The following is a 14,840-nucleotide window of genomic DNA, read 5'->3' as shown; positions in this document are numbered from 1 at the left end:
TGTCCATGTCTCTTCCCAGCGGAGGTACGTGTGAGCAGGCAAGGCGTAGCTCCAGAACCGGTTCTTATTCCACGCACGGCTAGTGAAGAAGAGTTATTCCGCGACGTGATGTCGGCGAAGCCGACGTACCCGCCAGGGTACAGAGGCGATGATTTTGATTTTGCGGCGCTGCTGGCCGCGTGGCCAGAATCTCTCCCCACCGTTGCCGAGGACATCGGCGTCAGCGCGGTCGCGCTGAAGCGCTTTCTCGATGGAAGCTCCGCGGCGCTACAGACCGAAGAGATCACTCGGCTACGAAAGCTCCTTCACGTCGAACGGGACCATACGGGCGGGGATTACAGCGATGCCGTCGGGCCATACTTATTTCTGCCCTCGACGCCGAAGACAGCGGAAGATTCGTATATGGCCGCCACCAACGGCGATCTAAAGTTTTGCGCTGAGTTCGTTCCCAGCAAGAAGAGCGCGGTGAAGGAGGCCCACAAGCGACGAGACCCACACATTATTGGTTTCCAGGCGTGGCGCAGCGACTTCTCCATTGTTTTGATCCAACGACATGGCGAGTATGTCAGCGACACCTGGCGCGACTCATTCTTCAATATCGGCTCTGTTGAATTTCAAGTGGGTTGCCGGGCATGAGGGTTGATCACTGCGAAGTCGAGCTTGCCGGCGATCAGGAAGATGACGGTTCTGATAGTGGTGAAGCGGGTGAAGCCGCGAGCGCGGCGCTTGGCGGACTGAAACAGGCCGTTGAGCGCTTCGAGGAAGCCGTTGGTCTGGCGGGTCTGGGCCCAGGCGACGATGCCCTCGAGGTGGCGACGGACCATGGCGGCGACCTCCTTCATGGGTTCGACCTTGGAACGCATGACGCAGGTGCACCAGTGCTTGAGCATGTCGCGTGCCACGTTGATCTGCTTGCGCGCGAGGATCTGGCGCAGCTGCTCCTTGTAGACCCAGGCGCGCGCGGTGCGCACAGTGGCCATCCTGGCGATCAGGGCATCCAGATCGGCGGCAGCCTCGGGCTTGAGGCTGGCGCGGTTCTTCAGCAGCGACCAGCGCATCCCCTTGAGGGACTTGTCGCTGCGCTGCTCGATGCGGCGCATCCTGTCCACGGCCGCATTGGCGTGCCCGATGACGTGGAACTTGTCGAAGGTGACGCGCGCGTTGGGCAGGTGCTCGGCGCAGCCCCTGATGAACGCTGGCGACATGTCGATGCTGACGGACGTGATCTGCTCCGCAGGGCAGTGACGGCTTTGCAGCTCGGTTGTCAGCTGGGCGATCGAGTCGGCGCCGCGGCCCTCCGCCACGGCGATCACGCGTCGCTCAGTGGCGTCTGCGGCGAGCGTGATGTAATCATGCCCGCGAGCCCGCGACGTCTCGTCGATGGCCAGCTCGCGCACCGCGGACAGGTCCGTTTGCGCCAGGGCGAGCTCCACGTAGCGCTCGCAGAGCGCGGCGACACGGTGACGGCTCACGCCCACCAGGCGCGCCGCCGCGGCAAAGGTCATCTGCTGGCACAGCAGCAGCACCAGGGCTTCGAACAGCAGCGTGAAGCCCGAGAGCTTGCCGGCCCACGGCGGATCGACCTGGCGGACGCTGCCATCGGGCAGCTTTACCCGGGGGATACGCACTTCCAGGAAGCACTCGTGCTGGAAGAAGTTCAGGTGCCGGTAACGCTTGGCGACGGTGTCGTGAACCGGATGCTGGCCCTCCACGCCAGCCAGCGCGAAGCGGCTGCCGGCGATGAAGTCCACCCGGATGGTGAGCGTCTTGGCCGCCAAATCGAAGTCCGCGCCCGTCACCTGCCACGGCGGAGAGACCCCCAAGGCAGCCTCAAACAGCTTGTCAGTCATACCCGATCCCGTACCTGCTCAGGTCCAGCTTACCCACTCGAAATTGAAAAGAGGCTCAATATCCAACCGGAGCGTCAAAAGCTCGATGCGAAGGACTACACGTATTTCTTGAACACAGCAGTCGCGGCGCTTATTTCACGGAAGAGTCGCAGCTGGGTTCTCCGCCTCCATGCCGATCTCTATTCCAACTACTTCGAGGAGTTGAGCACGCATGCCGGCCTATGATGCTGAACTCAGCAACCTGACCTACGTCGAGCTTGCAAGGCTTATTCGCCGAGCTGAGAAGCGAAAGGCTGAACTCCTGCAACGGAAGCCCGCATCCCAGGTCAGGGCCATTATCGTGATCGAGGCCGCCCAGGCTGGCTACACGATGGAGGAGCTGTTCGGGATCGCGACGGCAGACGCGGTGGCGGGCCCGAAGCGCCGGCGGCGCCGGAAAGCGAAGGCGCGGACCAAGCTCCCGGCCAAGTACCGCAATCCTGAAAACCCGGATGAGACTTGGACCGGACGCGGATCGATGCCCCGCTGGCTCAGCGCCCTGACCAAGCGCGGCCGCAGCAGGGCTGACTTCCTGGTGCCAGGCGTGGCCAAGCCCACCCCCACTAAGCACAAGCCCGATGGCAAGCGCAGGGTCGTGAAGGCTGCTCGATAACCTGGCGCAGCACGGCCGACGCCGTTGTCAGGAGTGCCAGTCTGTCACCCCTGCGTACCGGGCTTAGAACAGCGACGGCTGCGGAGCCGGGTCTGGCTCCTCGATCTGCGGCAGCGGCAGGTTGTTGGCCACGGCGAGCAGCACGTCGCCATGGCATAGGCGAGGCGCACAGGAGCAGACCAGGTCGCGACCGGCGAGCTGTTGGCGGATCCTTGCCTGGTAGTCGGGATCTGCCTCGACGCGCTGCAGGAAGCGCTTCACGGCGTCCTGGCGCGTCACCCCTGGGACGATACCGAATGGATTGCCCCACGGCGTGCCCCGGCCGATGTACACCGCGCCGGCGGGGGCGTCCTTGTGGTGGCGGTTGAAGACGCGAGGGGGCATGACCTGCTACTCCGAAGTGGATTCGTCGCGCTTCGCGATAAAGCCGATCCTGTAGCCGAAGATGCGGCCGATCTTTTCCAACGTATCCAAGGTGGGGTTACCCTTCCCGGATTCGATCTTCTTCAGCGTGAGCAGGGACATGCCGCGGTGCTTTGCGAATTGCTCCTGCGTCAGTCCGCTGATCTCGCGCATCCGCTTGACCGCCTCTGGCACACTCAGCTCGCCGCGAGCAATGGCGGTATCCAGTTGCTCCCGCTTCTGGCGAACCAGGTCCCGGTCACGGCTTCGGGCAGTTGCCATTACCTATCTCCGATAGCTGGCGCGCCTGGTGCTCGATCTCTCGCAGGCAGGCGTCGATGATTTCCTGGTCAGCGTCGTGGTCCCGCAGCAGCCCCTCCAGCTTTGGCAGCTGCTGCTCACCGAATGCGTGCAGTCGTTCGGCGGCAGCGTGTTTGATCCCGTCGTCGAGCTTGAGTCTTTCAAGAATTTCACCCCAGTCCTTGGCGCTCCCGCCGTTGAGACCAGACCAGTTGCACGTGCGGTTGATCAGCTCCGGATCCTTGAACATCGGCCCGAAGTCGTACAGTGGCGCCAGCTGCACTGTGCCGTCCGTCAGCTGCTGCACCGACGTGTTGCGCATGTGGTTGTCGGTGTTGCGCAGGGCTCGATTGAGCACATCGCGGCAAAGAAATTCGCCCACCTCAACCTCCGGGCTGGTCGTCACGCTGGCCAGCCGCTCCGTTATCTCGAACAGATCTCCCGTGCGCCCGAATCCGGCCGCACCCATCAGCGATGCAACGGTTTCCTGGTGCACGCGCTCGACGCGCCCATTGGCCAGCTCGCGATCGAAACGCGGCAGGAACAGCATCCCTTCGTTGAAACGAGGAGCCTGGATCGATCGCAGACCGCTCGCCGCGGCGACCTGCAGGTAGATCGCTTCGTGCCGCAGGATCATCAGATCCTCAGGCGCTCGGCCTCGCGGCAGCTTCACCAGCCAGTGCTGGCGCGCACGCTCGTCTGGCAACGCTGCGTCCGGGAACCAGCGCCCGTCCGCGTCCTGAGTGAGCAGGAACTTGGGCGCGACGCCCTGCACGCCCGGGGTGCCGGCGGCCAACATGCCGTGCACGGCCAGCTGGTCGAGGAATTCGCCCGTGCGCTGGATCATGTCCTCGATCGTGAAGCCGAGCGCTGCAATACCCGCAGTCTGCTTTTCGTAGAACGCAACTGCGGTGGACAGGCGCAAGCGCCCGATCGGCGCGAAGGCGCCGTGCTGGGCCAAGAACAGATCCAAGTCAGGATCCTGGTCCGACACATCGAGCAGGTTGGCCAAGTGCTGGCGGCCACGACCCTGCGGCACCAGGTCCCAGAGGAAGGCCAGGGGCGTCTTGCGCTGCCGCAGGCCGGCGCGCTCGATGCTCATGCTCACCGGCAGGCTGAGCGCAACTGGCGGCGGGGCGGGGTGTCCGAAGACGTACTCGGGCAGGTACTCGAAGCGTGCGGTGCGCTCGAACACGCTCAGCGTGCCAGCGGCGCGCCACTCCCCATCCAAGTGGATCTCGATTTGACTGTCCATAGCCCTAGAATAGGCTATTAAAATATCCCATTCAACCCGCTACCTCACCCGGAAAGGCTACTTTACTAGCCTACTGTCCGGTGTCGGGAAGAATTGCCTGATGTCAGCCAGGACCTCATCTGCCTGCAGCATCAGGGCCGCACCCCAGATCATTCGGCTATCCAGATAAGGGACATCCAGCGGGTGACCCGGCACCCGTTCGCACAACAACGCGGTGTCGGCCATGCTCGCGTGCGTGCGGCAGACGATTGGCCGGTGCTCGTAGACCGAGCACTCATGGTCGACCAGGAAGGGGCAGGGCGCGTCGAAGAGGGGTTCAGCCGAGATACGTGTAAAAATACCCCATAGAGTCTGATTTCGTCTTTTGAATCATTGAGTTGCCGGATTTTTTCGCGCGTCCGAACTATCCACGTGATCGGGTCGTAATTGCGCCAGCAACTGCTCCAACGTGTCCAGGCGCACACTAGCCCGCAGTGCGTCGGCTTCGGCCTGTTCGCGACGTTCCCGCTCCTTCGTTAGATCGGCGCGAGCGCTGGCCAACTCCGTCCGTACGGCTTCGAGGGTCTGGGTATCTTGCGCCCAGCGCGTCTGCAGGGCCTGGTGCTCGGTAGCCGTGAGCCGCAGCGCGTCCAGTTCCTTCCGCTGATCGTCCGCGCCATGCCGGACCTGCGCCAGCTCCCGCTCCAGCCGACTGTGGCGCTCTAGCCACTGCCCATTGTCGCGGTTGAGCTGCACCAACTCGTGGTTCTTGGCGGTCAACGCCTCATTGGCCTGTCGCAGCGCGACCTGCAGTTCCTGCACCTGGTGCTCATGCCGGCGCTGCTCCTGCTCGCGCTGCTCCTTGACCGACGTCCGGTAGTGCTCCAGCGCCTCGCGGGCGTGCTGGTGCTTCTGCTCCAGCGACTGCACGTGGCTCTCGTGCTCGGCCAGGCGGGTGGTCAGGCCGGCGATGCGTTCGCCGAGCTGCGCGACCTCCGTCATCCGTTCGGCCAGCGCCTGCTGAGTGGCGGCGCGCGCGGTCTTTTCCTCATGCAACGCGGTTTCAGCGCGCTGGAGCTGTGCACTCAGGGCGGCCGATTCTTGCTGGGCGCGCTCCAGCGCCTGGCCGCGCTCTTGCAGCTGCGCCTCGAAGCGCTGCCGGGCCTCGGCGACGACGGCCTCGGCCTCTTCGTGCAGGCGCCCGGCGAGCCGGCCGACCAGATCCTGTAGCGCGTCGCTGACCGCTACCTTGGCGCCCAGGCCTTGCCCTTCCTCTTCTTCCAGCTCTTTCAGGTAGCGGTGGATGGTGGTCTTGGAGCCGGTGTTGCCCAGCGCCACCCGCACCGCGTCCACCGACGGGTGCTTGCCCTGCGCCCGCAGCGCATCGCGAGCCTTCTGCACGTCGCTCTTGTACAACCCGCCACGGGCCATGGCCGTCCCCTCGGATGATTTCGTAATGTATTACATATCACGTAATTACATACCAATCAAGCTTGGAGACGGCCATGAATTAGGCGATAAATTAAGACGGGATAATTAAGGTTTATCACGCCTGACTGCGCCAGAAGCTCGATTCAGCATTGGAATGCGTTACACGGCCAGGAACGAATGCTCTGTCCGGGCTAGACAAGTCACGTGTGCGAATGAAGGCGGGTCAGGAATCTGGCTATCGCGTTTAAGTTCAATTAGATAGCGCACGAATGGCTGTTTTTGTAACGATTCCCTGCCAGCCCTCTCGAAGGCCAGTGCGGTAGCCGCCGCGGCCGCCCCCGGATCCGTGACCAAGGCCTGGACGGGAACCGCACCAGCGGGAAGCTCCATCGCCTGGCCTGTAACGCTGGCCAGCAGCCGAGCTTCCGCCGAGGTGATGGCGATCGAGGGCAGGGTGCAGCAATGCGAGCATCCACGCCTGCAGGCGGCCATAGCCATCGCCGGCGCCGCCCAGGTCGACGCGGCTTCGAGGATCAGACGGATCCGCTTGCCGGGTCTTGCCGCTTTGCTGGCCTTCTTGAGCAGGGCGGGCACGGCTGGATCAGCCGGAACGGTGCCGAGCAACTTGGCCTTGGCCTCCGCGCTCGCGGCCGCACGCGGCGCAGCCTCCAATTGATGGAGGTGCAGTGCATCGAAGTGTGGAGGGTCGGCAGGGATTCGTGTAAAAAACAGCTAAAAGCGAGTTAAGTCATTGGCATGGTTAAAGTTTCCAGCGACGACTGTGCCACTGCAAGCCCCGGGTTGCTATGCTGCTCCCAGAGCCGACGCCTAGAGTGAGGCATGGAGCGCGACCGCTATCCCCCTCTCGCTGCTGAGTGCGAGCATTGGCTGCGCACCGAGGTCGCCGTGGCCTACGACGCACTCAAAGCCGATCCCACGCGGGGTTTGGCCATCGATGACGTGCGAGCCAACCTCGTCAAAGCTCGTCGCGATCGCGAAGCTGCGGCGTCCTCGTGCGGCGGCAATGGTTGGTGCAACTACTGTGGGAGCGACGTGAGTCGCGATGAGGCATTACCGGTAAAGCTTCATCACGACTCACGTCGCTCCCACAAAAGCAGGGTGGCCGCTGCGTACGAAGCGACGCCCCTTCTACGTCCCCTGCACACCCTTCCAGAACGCAACATGCCCGCGAATCTGTTTGGCGGCGTCCTTCGGCTCCGGGTAGTACCAGGCCGCATTGGCGTTGACCGCATCTCCGACCACCACGTCGTAGTAGTGCGCTGTGCCTTTCCACGGACATACCGTAGTGTGGCTGGATTCGCGGAAGTATTCGCGCGGGAGCGACGCCAAGGGGAAATAGTGGTTGTTTTCGACTACGACCGTAGCGTCGCTGCTGGCCAGGGTGGTGTCGTTCCAGATGGCTTGTTTCATTGGGGGAACCTGCAGTGAGGGTGCCGGCCAGTATGCGCGTCGACAAAAAGAAACGGACATACAGCCTCTTCCGACCTGCTGGTCCTGTGAGAGCGACGTCAGTCGCGATGAAGCTTTACCGGTAATGCCTCATCGCGACTGACGTCGCTCCCACAGGAAAATCTGACTGCAGGCAGGTTTGTGAAGCTAGTGATTGCCCGCACTCAGCCACCGGGCTTCAAAACCACCTTGGTCCAGCCGTCTTCGCGCGCATCGAAACGTTTGTAACCCTCGGGCGCCTGCGCCAGTGGCAACTCATGCGAGATCAGGAATGAAGGCTTGGCCTTGCCTGCCTGGATCAGGTTGCAGAGTTGGCGGTTGTACGCCTTGACGTTGGCCTGGCCGGTGCGGATCTGCTGGCCCTTGAACCAGAACTCACCGAAGTTGAAAGCCAGGTGGCCTTGCTTGGCCAGCTTGTCCTCGGCACCCGGGTCCTCGGGAATGAACACGCCCACGACGCCTATCCCGCCGGTCGGCTTCACCGTCTTGACCAGGTTGTTCATGGTCAGGTTGGGCACTTCATGGCCCTTGCAGTTGAAACATTGATAACCGACGCATTCGCAGCCGCGATCGGCGCCGTTGCCTTCTGTGAGTTCGAGCACCTGCTCGACGCCGCTGCCTTCCACGTCGTGGATCGCGATTGCACCGATTTTTTCGGCCAGTGCCAGGCGGTCCTTCTGCATGTCGACCACCATGACCTTGCTGGCGCCCTTGATCATCGCCGAATACGCCGCCATCAGTCCCACTGGCCCGGCGCCGTAGATCACCACCGTTTCGCCAGGCTGCACGCCGGCCAGTTCGGTGGCGTGATAACCGGTGGGAAAGATATCGGAAAGCATCACGTAGTCGTTCTCCTTCTCCTGCGCATCCGGCGGCAACACCAGGCAGTTGAAGTCGGCATACGGCACGCGCAGATACTCGGCCTGGCCACCTTCGTACGGTCCCATGCCGGCGAATCCGTAGGCGCCGCCGGCGTTGCCCGGGTTCACCGTCAGGCAATACCCAGTCTTGCCGCGTTCGCAGTTGGCGCAGAAACCACAGCCGATGTTGAAGGGCAGGCACACGCGGTCGCCGACCTTGACCCGATCCACCGCATCGCCGACTTCGATCACCTCGCCCAGGTTCTCGTGGCCGAGGATGCGCCCGGCCTGCATGTCGGTGCGACCTTCGTACATGTGCAGATCGGAGCCGCAGATATTGGTGGTGGTGATGCGCACCAGGGCATCGGTGGATTTTTCGACTTTCGCATCGGGGACATCGACCACGCTGACATCTCGCGGGCCGTTATAGACGAGGGCTTTCATGGGGAATTCCTTGAGCGAGAGTGACGCCGGGTGCCGACGCGCTGTCGCAGCGTTGTTGTTGTGCGGTAAGGGTGTTGAAGCGAGCTTAGCGATCGGCGCGTATGCATCGCGGCAAGACGATGTGATCCGTGGGTGAAACCGGCTTCGTCCGGCCCTGGGGGTTTTTCTCGATGACCGACAATCGTGCTTGCCACTGAAGCGCCATCGATTGACCTGAAACGCCTGCTGGATTCATGAGGCAACCGCTCCGCAAGTAACGCCAGGTGCCGCGAATTTGTCTAAGGCAACGCTGATCAAGTCTCAAAAACCTGAGAAAATAGTCTCATGTATTGGATAGCGGGAATCGAGCGATGAAGCAGCAGACCTTGGCGATGGCGGCGGATCAGGAAGTTGGGTTCGAGCAGTACCGTCGGCCCACGCGCCGGGATGTGTTTCTTTCGGCGATGGAGCAGATCGTGCCGTGGTCGGCGCTGTGCGCGGTGATCGAGCCGCACTACCCCAAGCCTGGCAACGGTCGTCCGCCGGTGGGGCTGGAGCGGATGCTGCGGATGTATTTCGTGCAGCACTGGTTCAACCTGGCCGACCAGGCATGCGAGGAAGCACTGCTCGATAGTCCGGCGCTGCGGCGGTTCGTGGGGATCGACCTGGGCCGCGAGCGGGTGCCCGACGCCACCACGCTGCTGAAGTTCCGCCGCTTGCTGGAGCACCACGAGTTGGGCGCAGCGTTGTTCGCCCAAGTGGGAGACGTGCTTGAGGACCGCGGCCTGAAGGTGGGCACCGGCACGATCGTGGATGCCACGATAATCGCAGCACCGAGTTCGACCAAGAACGCCGACAAGGCCCGCGATCCTGACATGCACCAGACGCGCAAAGGCCAGCAGTGGTATTACGGGATGAAGCTGCACATTGGCGTGGACAGCCGCACGGGGCTGGCGCACAGCGCGGCGGTGACCGCAGCCAACGTACACGACAAGCACTTGCTGGAGGACCTGCTGCACGGGGAGGAGCGGCGGGTCTATGGCGACAGTGCCTATGCCAGCCAGAAGGCCCTGATTGGCGAGCATGCGCCGCATGCCAAGGACTTCAGCAACCAGCGGGTGCGCAAGGGCGGCGAAGTGGATGAAGCCGAGCGCAACCGCAACAAGTCCAGAATCCGGGCACGGGTGGAACACGTGTTCGCGGTGGTGAAGCGGCTGTGGGGCTTCAGCAAGGTGCGCTACCGAGGGCTGGAGAAGAATGCCAATCGCAGCTTCGTGGTGTTGGGGCTGGCCAACCTGTACTTGGCGCGTGCCCGTGTGGCGGGATAGATGCCCTTGGTGGGCAGCGATGGGGGTGAAAATCCCCGACCGCTGCAAGGTTCAAGCTACAAAAGTCCATGTAGGGACAAAAATCGCTTCATCGAATTCATCTTGATCAGTGCAATCGCTGTGCAGCTACTTGATCAGCGTTGCCTTAATGCCCAGCCAGACTGCGGCGATGCCGAGTACAACACTTGCGCCCGCGTACAGCACGGCAACCCACAGCTCGCCACGCCGCAACAGGTGGGTTGCTTCAAGGCCGAATGCAGAAAACGTGGTAAACCCGCCGAGTAGGCCGGTGAAGAGGAACAATCTTGTGCTTGGGCCAAACAGCTCGAACCGCTCGGCGAGGCCGGCAAGAATGCCCACAACGAGACATCCCAGCACGTTGACGGCGAACGTGCTGTACGGAAAGCGCTCTTGTGCGGTCAGGTGTAGGACGACGCCGCCAAGCTTGTAGCGAGCGACCGCGCCAATGAACCCTCCGAGACCCACGAGCAGGATGGCTTTCATGCTGTGTGACCTGCCGTGAACTCAAGAATGCGCCTGGAGAAATCGATCGGCTCGACTTCGCGCTTGAGGTCCAGCGTGTAGTCGCCGAACCGGTTGATGTGGCTGGTCCGGTATGGCGACAACCCAGCAAGCACTTCCGGGCTGATGTTAGCGCCATCTTGCCGCAGCTCCGCCAGCACCCGGGTCATCTGCTCCACGTTGTGCAGGATGACCAGGTTGGCCACCAGCTGGTTGTAACGCACGATCTTGCGCTGCTCGTGCTGGACGTTCTCGGCAATGATGCCCTCGCCGCCGAAGAACGCCCATTTGACGAAGCCGTTGAACTCCTCGCTTTTGTTGGTGGCGGCGTGGATGGTTTTGCGCACTTCGACATCGTCGATGTAGCGCAGCAGGAACAACGTGCGCACGGCCTTGCCCAGTTCGCGAAACGCCCAGTACAGCTTGTTCTTCCGGCTGTAGGTGCCGAGCCGGCGCAGGATGGTCGAGGCGGTGATCTTGCCCACTTTGATGGAAATCGCGACCCGCAGCATGTCGTGCAGGTGGGTCTCGATCAGCTTCCAGTCGATGCTGTCGCCGAACAGTGCCTGGATGTTCTCGTACGTCCGCCCCGGCTCCGGCCGGGAGAACACCAGATCCTTGATGTTGCGGATGCGAGGCATCAGGTTGATGCCTAGCAGATGCGCCAGCCCGAACACCGGGAAGCTCTGCGCCTGGGTGTCGCCGTGCACCGTGTCGGGCTGGATGTCGGAGCGGTTGGCCAGCAGCCCGTCGAGGATGTAGACCGCCTCGTGCACGCCGCACGGAATGAAGTGGCTGAACAACGCGATGTACTTGTCGGACACGTGGTAATAGCCGATGCCGCCATAGCCGCCGTACCGGATGTGGTACTCCGACAACAGGTTCTGCTCGTACACGCTCCACTTGGTGCCGTCGGCCGAGGCGCTCTTGCCGCTGCCCCAATAACCGGGCAGCTCGAACTTGTTGTACAGGTTGATCACCTCGACGATCGCCTTGTCGAGGGTCTCGTCGGTGACGTATTTCAGGTTCAACCAGGAGATCTGACGCCGGCTGAAACCCTTGACCGAGCGCGCGGTCTGGGTCGGCCCAAGATTGCAGCCGTAGCAGAACAGCGTGGTGATCACCCGCCGCAGCAGATCGTCGACCCGCGCGTCGGTGCCGGCGATCGGACGGAAGTGCACGTGCAGATCCAGCCAGCGGGTGGTGTCAACCAGGACATCGACGATGCTGGTCGGTGGCAGGCGTTCAGTGATCGCGCTATCCACCGCGGCGATCGCCTGCGTTACCTGGGCGCCCTGCAGGCGCCTGAGCACCAATCGCCCGTCGACCACGCTGGCGTGCAGGTTGTCCGGAAACCGGGCATCGACGGCATCGGCCAATGTCGTCAGCTCGGTGCGCAAGCCCTGCACAAAGTCGGCCGCGTCGGTGGCGATCCCCGATACCTCGCCGTAGGCGTCCAGCTCCTGCGCGAACGTCGCCTCGTCGACCAGCTGCTCGCGGTAGTCGTCGTAGCGCTCGCCGTGCGGGATGTACAAGTCGCCGGATTTGAGTTCGTCCTTGACCTGCGCCAGCACCGCCAGCTCGAAATACTTGCGGTGGATCCAGCCGGGGCTGGCAGCAGCCAAGGCCTTGGGCAGCACGTGCTTTCGCCAGGCGGCCGACAGCCAAGTCAGGTCGGTGGTCACCTCCAGCCCCAGCCCGGCCGCGTCGACCGCCTCGCGACGCTGGCTGCGCAGCGCGAGTACGGCGCCGATCATGTGCTCCATGCTGGGATCCTGGCTGGCGGCCCGCAGGCCCATGATCTCCAGACAGTTGAACAGCAGCGGGCGCAATGTCCCGTACGGCGCCAGCAGGAACGGCAGGTAGTTGCGGCCGGCGTAGGCCATGTGCTCATCGCATTCGGCCATCAGCAGGCTGATGTCGGCGACCAGCACGCCCTCGATCGCATCCACGCGCTGGGTATCGGTGCCCTCGACCTGGTAGGCCTGCAGGATCTCCCGGAGCTGGCCGATCAGCGCGTCGGCGCGCTTGCTGTGTTCGAGCTGGTAGGCGATCAGCTTCTGCTGCGCGGTGTTCTCCAGGTTCTGAATCAGCCGGATGAACAGGTCGGCCGCATCGTCGAGCGTCTTGCGGTACTGCGAACGGATGAAGATCGCGGCCAGCGCATAGCGCTTGACCGGGACCAGTTCGGCCAGTTCGCTGGCATCGAGCGCGCGGGCCATCGCGCGGAATTGCTTGAGCTTGGGCACCGAGACATCAATCGGCGGCAGTTGCTCGGCCAAGGTACGCAGGCGCTGGATGTGCTGCAGGTAATGGCGCACTTCCTTGTTGGTCGGCCGCTTGGGCTCGCGCTTGAGCGCGTGCCAGCCGCTGTGATGGCTGCCCGGCGGCGTCAGCAGCAGCTCGTCGATCAGCGCCCGCATCGCCGGCGTCAGCGCGTCCGTAATCTGGCGGTAGTGCGCGTCGTGGACCTGTTCGCGGGCGGCGATCGCGAGACGTTCGAGCGTGCTGAACGCCGGCAGCTCAAAGCGGTGGTGCACCAGCTCTTCGAGCATCACGTTCACGATGTCGGGCACGATGTGTTTGGTCTGAGCCGCCGTTTCAGCAACCGTGCCAAGCCAGTCACGCCCGGCGCTATCGAGCGGGCGGACATTGAGGAACGCCCGCAGCTGGGCCAGGTGCCCACGCTTGCCACCGGACGTGTCGTAGCTCGCCAACCGGTCGGCCGGTACGCGCCGCATCCCCACGGCCTGGGCGACGTGCTGCGCGATGCGTTGGGGCACCTCGTCCAGTGTCGTGAAATAACCCAACCGCTGAAACAGCTTCAGATGCAGCAACAGGGCCAGACGCGTGGCCGGGCCGCTGGTGATGCTTCGGACGCACTGAAGTTCCGCCTCGCTGGGCGTGTAGATGTCCTGCAGTTCTTTGGCGGTGGGATCGGGCTTGAGGCGTGGGTAGGCGGTTTCGTGCAGCGTCGTCATGCGCAGCTCAGTCCCAATGGCGGCCGCCCGCTTCATCGCGCAAGGCGACGGCGAGGAAGCACTGGTGGTTGTCGGCGATGCGGTGCATCTCGTCGAGCAGCATCGCGATGGTTTCTTCCAGCGCCGCGTCGTCAGATGCGGCGATCGCCAGGCGGTAGCGAGTGCCATCGGCATCGAGCCGCTGCGCCTGGTGGGGGTGCAGGCAGATCTGCTCGATCAGCCGATGGGCCTTGGCCAGGCCGCGCACGCGCGGGGTGAGCCGGGTCAGCGTGATGGTCGCCTCCACTGTCGTGCTCGGCACCGGCGCGACAGCCGGCGCCGGCAGCGCCAGGCGCGGGGGCGCGATCGGCGGCAGACTGGCTTCGATGCGCTCACGGGCGAACGGATCGGCGCCATCGAGGTAGCGCATCGCCGAATTTACGTCGCGCCAGCCGACGTACTCCATCAGCGCCTTCACGTCCCAGCCGTTGGCGTTGGCCCAGCCGGCGAAACCCCGGCGCAGCGAGTGGCTGCTGTAGTCGTCGGGCGAGGCCAGGCCGGCCTCGCGGAAGATCCGCCGCAGCAGGCGCACCAGGCTGTTGGGATGCAGCGGCGTGGCGGCGATCCCCGCCCACTGGTCGACCGCGCGGAACAGCGGGCCCTCGTGGAGGTCGGCCGCCGCGATCCAGGCCGAGGTCGCCGCGACCGGACACCAGCGCGACAGCGCCGGCACCTTGTAGGTCCGGCCGGTGTGCTGGCGGTCGCCCTTGCTGTGCGACAGGAAGCAGGTCATGCCTTCGCCGGGCACCAGGCGCAGGTCCTGCACCTGCAGACGAACCAGTTCGTCGCCGCGGAAGCCGCGCCAGAAGCCCAGCAGCACCAGGGCGCGATCGCGCAGGTGCCGGAGCCGGCCGGCCGGATCGCCGCGCGTGCCGGCCGCGGCCGCGGCGCCGTCGAGCCAATCCACCACCTGGCCCAGTTGCGTGAGCTGCAGCGGTGTGGCGCGCTTCTCTTGGCTCGGGTGCAAGGTCTGGATGCCCTTGAGCACCTTGCGCACGATCGGGGCCCGCGTGGGGTCGGCAAAGCCGTGCGCGTGATGCCACTGGGCCAAGGCTGCGAGCCGGTGCTTGAGCGTGTTGAGTGCGAGTTGCCCCGCGTAGGCGGCCAGGTAGCGGGCCACCTGATCGGCGGTCGCCGGCAGATGACCGCCCCAGTCGACCTCGAAGTGACGGGTCGCGCCGGCGTACGCGCGCTCGGTGTTGGCGCGGGTGGCCGCATCCAGGTACTGCTCGACCGTGCTCATGGTGGGTGCTCCCCGCTTGCCATCGCTGCGGACCGACGACGAATCGCCTGCGCTGAGGGTTTCGTACCGCTTCGGGCCGACTCTACCCCAGTTTTGGGGCTAAGG

General features: G+C 63.9%; 14 protein-coding genes. 3 read left to right on the top strand and 11 right to left on the bottom strand.

Annotated features, from left to right (window positions below; translation table 11 throughout):
* Positions 1 to 30 precede the first annotated feature (30 nt).
* Entirely contained in the window at positions 31 to 636 is a 606-nt protein-coding gene (locus CSC66_RS08935) for a hypothetical protein (protein ID WP_162377055.1), read from the top strand.
* On the opposite strand, the gene CSC66_RS08930 is transcribed toward CSC66_RS08935, so the two are convergent.
* Positions 615 to 1,850, bottom strand: a complete 1,236-nt coding sequence (locus tag CSC66_RS08930; protein WP_162377054.1) for an ISL3 family transposase — start codon at positions 1,848 to 1,850, stop codon at positions 615 to 617. The genes CSC66_RS08935 and CSC66_RS08930 overlap by 22 nt on opposite strands.
* Positions 1,851 to 2,061: 211 nt before the next feature.
* Here CSC66_RS08930 and CSC66_RS08925 point away from each other — a divergent pair, with 211 nt between their 5' ends.
* A complete protein-coding gene (locus CSC66_RS08925) occupies positions 2,062 to 2,502 on the top strand; it encodes an H-NS histone family protein (RefSeq protein WP_162377053.1) in 441 nt (146 codons plus the stop codon).
* Positions 2,503 to 2,565: 63 nt separating this feature from the next.
* Here the strand turns inward: CSC66_RS08925 and CSC66_RS08920 are convergent, their stop codons facing one another.
* The 7 genes from CSC66_RS08920 to CSC66_RS08885 all read right to left on the bottom strand — a co-directional run bounded on the left by CSC66_RS08920 (position 2,566) and on the right by CSC66_RS08885 (position 8,643).
* Entirely contained in the window at positions 2,566 to 2,886 is a 321-nt protein-coding gene (locus CSC66_RS08920) for a DUF4326 domain-containing protein (RefSeq protein ID WP_162377052.1), read from the bottom strand.
* Positions 2,887 to 2,892: 6 nt separating this feature from the next.
* Positions 2,893 to 3,186 (bottom strand): helix-turn-helix domain-containing protein, encoded by a 294-nt coding sequence (locus CSC66_RS08915; protein WP_162377051.1) that lies wholly within the window; start codon positions 3,184 to 3,186, stop codon positions 2,893 to 2,895.
* Positions 3,164 to 4,459, bottom strand: coding sequence for a type II toxin-antitoxin system HipA family toxin (locus CSC66_RS08910; protein WP_162377050.1), 1,296 nt, complete (start codon positions 4,457 to 4,459; stop codon positions 3,164 to 3,166). Before CSC66_RS08910 ends, CSC66_RS08915 begins: the two co-directional genes overlap by 23 nt.
* A 369-nt stretch (positions 4,460 to 4,828) precedes the next feature.
* On the bottom strand, positions 4,829 to 5,869 hold the full coding sequence (locus tag CSC66_RS08900) for a DNA-binding protein (protein WP_162377049.1): 1,041 nt from the start codon (positions 5,867 to 5,869) through the stop codon (positions 4,829 to 4,831).
* Positions 5,870 to 6,028: 159 nt separating this feature from the next.
* Positions 6,029 to 6,463: a hypothetical protein gene (locus CSC66_RS08895; protein ID WP_162377048.1), complete on the bottom strand. Its 435-nt coding sequence runs from the start codon at positions 6,461 to 6,463 to the stop codon at positions 6,029 to 6,031.
* Between the two features lie 555 nt (positions 6,464 to 7,018).
* Complete coding sequence (locus tag CSC66_RS08890; RefSeq protein ID WP_102947209.1) at positions 7,019 to 7,300, bottom strand: DUF427 domain-containing protein; 282 nt, start codon at positions 7,298 to 7,300, stop codon at positions 7,019 to 7,021.
* Between the two features lie 203 nt (positions 7,301 to 7,503).
* Positions 7,504 to 8,643, bottom strand: a complete 1,140-nt coding sequence (locus tag CSC66_RS08885) for a glutathione-independent formaldehyde dehydrogenase (protein WP_102947208.1) — start codon at positions 8,641 to 8,643, stop codon at positions 7,504 to 7,506.
* Positions 8,644 to 8,993: 350 nt separating this feature from the next.
* On the opposite strand from CSC66_RS08885, the gene CSC66_RS08880 reads away from it, so the two are divergent.
* Positions 8,994 to 9,950, top strand: coding sequence for an IS5 family transposase (locus tag CSC66_RS08880; protein WP_162377047.1), 957 nt, complete (start codon positions 8,994 to 8,996; stop codon positions 9,948 to 9,950).
* Between the two features lie 126 nt (positions 9,951 to 10,076).
* Here CSC66_RS08880 and crcB read toward each other — a convergent pair whose 3' ends face one another.
* From crcB to CSC66_RS08865, 3 genes are read right to left on the bottom strand one after another with little or no spacing between them, the layout of a single operon-like run.
* Positions 10,077 to 10,454 carry a fluoride efflux transporter CrcB gene (gene crcB, locus CSC66_RS08875; RefSeq protein ID WP_102947206.1) on the bottom strand — a complete coding sequence of 126 codons (378 nt, stop codon included), beginning with the start codon at positions 10,452 to 10,454 and terminating at the stop codon, positions 10,077 to 10,079.
* Positions 10,451 to 13,453 carry a Tn3 family transposase gene (locus tag CSC66_RS08870; RefSeq protein WP_102947214.1) on the bottom strand — a complete coding sequence of 1,001 codons (3,003 nt, stop codon included), beginning with the start codon at positions 13,451 to 13,453 and terminating at the stop codon, positions 10,451 to 10,453. The genes crcB and CSC66_RS08870 overlap by 4 nt, the downstream gene beginning before the upstream one ends.
* Before the next feature lie 7 nt (positions 13,454 to 13,460).
* Positions 13,461 to 14,735, bottom strand: a complete 1,275-nt coding sequence (locus tag CSC66_RS08865) for a tyrosine-type recombinase/integrase (RefSeq protein WP_102947205.1) — start codon at positions 14,733 to 14,735, stop codon at positions 13,461 to 13,463.
* Positions 14,736 to 14,840 lie beyond the last annotated feature (105 nt).

Origin of the sequence: Pseudoxanthomonas kaohsiungensis, assembly GCF_010211765.1 — a bacterium.
Classification (GTDB): Bacteria; Pseudomonadota; Gammaproteobacteria; order Xanthomonadales; family Xanthomonadaceae; genus Pseudoxanthomonas; species Pseudoxanthomonas kaohsiungensis.
The sequence above is the reverse complement of the archived record's forward strand: the minus strand, read 5'-3'. Positions and strand labels throughout refer to the sequence as shown.

Bases quoted from the DNA above. Each gene is read 5' to 3' on its own strand.
- CSC66_RS08900 (WP_162377049.1), bottom strand. From the start codon at position 5,869: ATGGCCCGTGGCGGGTTGTACAAGAGCGACGTGCAGAAGGCTCGCGAT.
- CSC66_RS08910 (WP_162377050.1), bottom strand. From the start codon at position 4,459: ATGGACAGTCAAATCGAGATCCACTTGGATGGGGAGTGGCGCGCCGCT.
- CSC66_RS08925 (WP_162377053.1), top strand. From the start codon at position 2,062: ATGCCGGCCTATGATGCTGAACTCAGCAACCTGACCTACGTCGAGCTT.
- crcB (WP_102947206.1), bottom strand. From the start codon at position 10,454: ATGAAAGCCATCCTGCTCGTGGGTCTCGGAGGGTTCATTGGCGCGGTC.
- CSC66_RS08890 (WP_102947209.1), bottom strand. From the start codon at position 7,300: ATGAAACAAGCCATCTGGAACGACACCACCCTGGCCAGCAGCGACGCT.
- CSC66_RS08865 (WP_102947205.1), bottom strand. From the start codon at position 14,735: ATGAGCACGGTCGAGCAGTACCTGGATGCGGCCACCCGCGCCAACACC.
- CSC66_RS08920 (WP_162377052.1), bottom strand. From the start codon at position 2,886: ATGCCCCCTCGCGTCTTCAACCGCCACCACAAGGACGCCCCCGCCGGC.
- CSC66_RS08880 (WP_162377047.1), top strand. From the start codon at position 8,994: ATGAAGCAGCAGACCTTGGCGATGGCGGCGGATCAGGAAGTTGGGTTC.
- CSC66_RS08885 (WP_102947208.1), bottom strand. From the start codon at position 8,643: ATGAAAGCCCTCGTCTATAACGGCCCGCGAGATGTCAGCGTGGTCGAT.
- CSC66_RS08930 (WP_162377054.1), bottom strand. From the start codon at position 1,850: ATGACTGACAAGCTGTTTGAGGCTGCCTTGGGGGTCTCTCCGCCGTGG.
- CSC66_RS08870 (WP_102947214.1), bottom strand. From the start codon at position 13,453: ATGACGACGCTGCACGAAACCGCCTACCCACGCCTCAAGCCCGATCCC.
- CSC66_RS08915 (WP_162377051.1), bottom strand. From the start codon at position 3,186: ATGGCAACTGCCCGAAGCCGTGACCGGGACCTGGTTCGCCAGAAGCGG.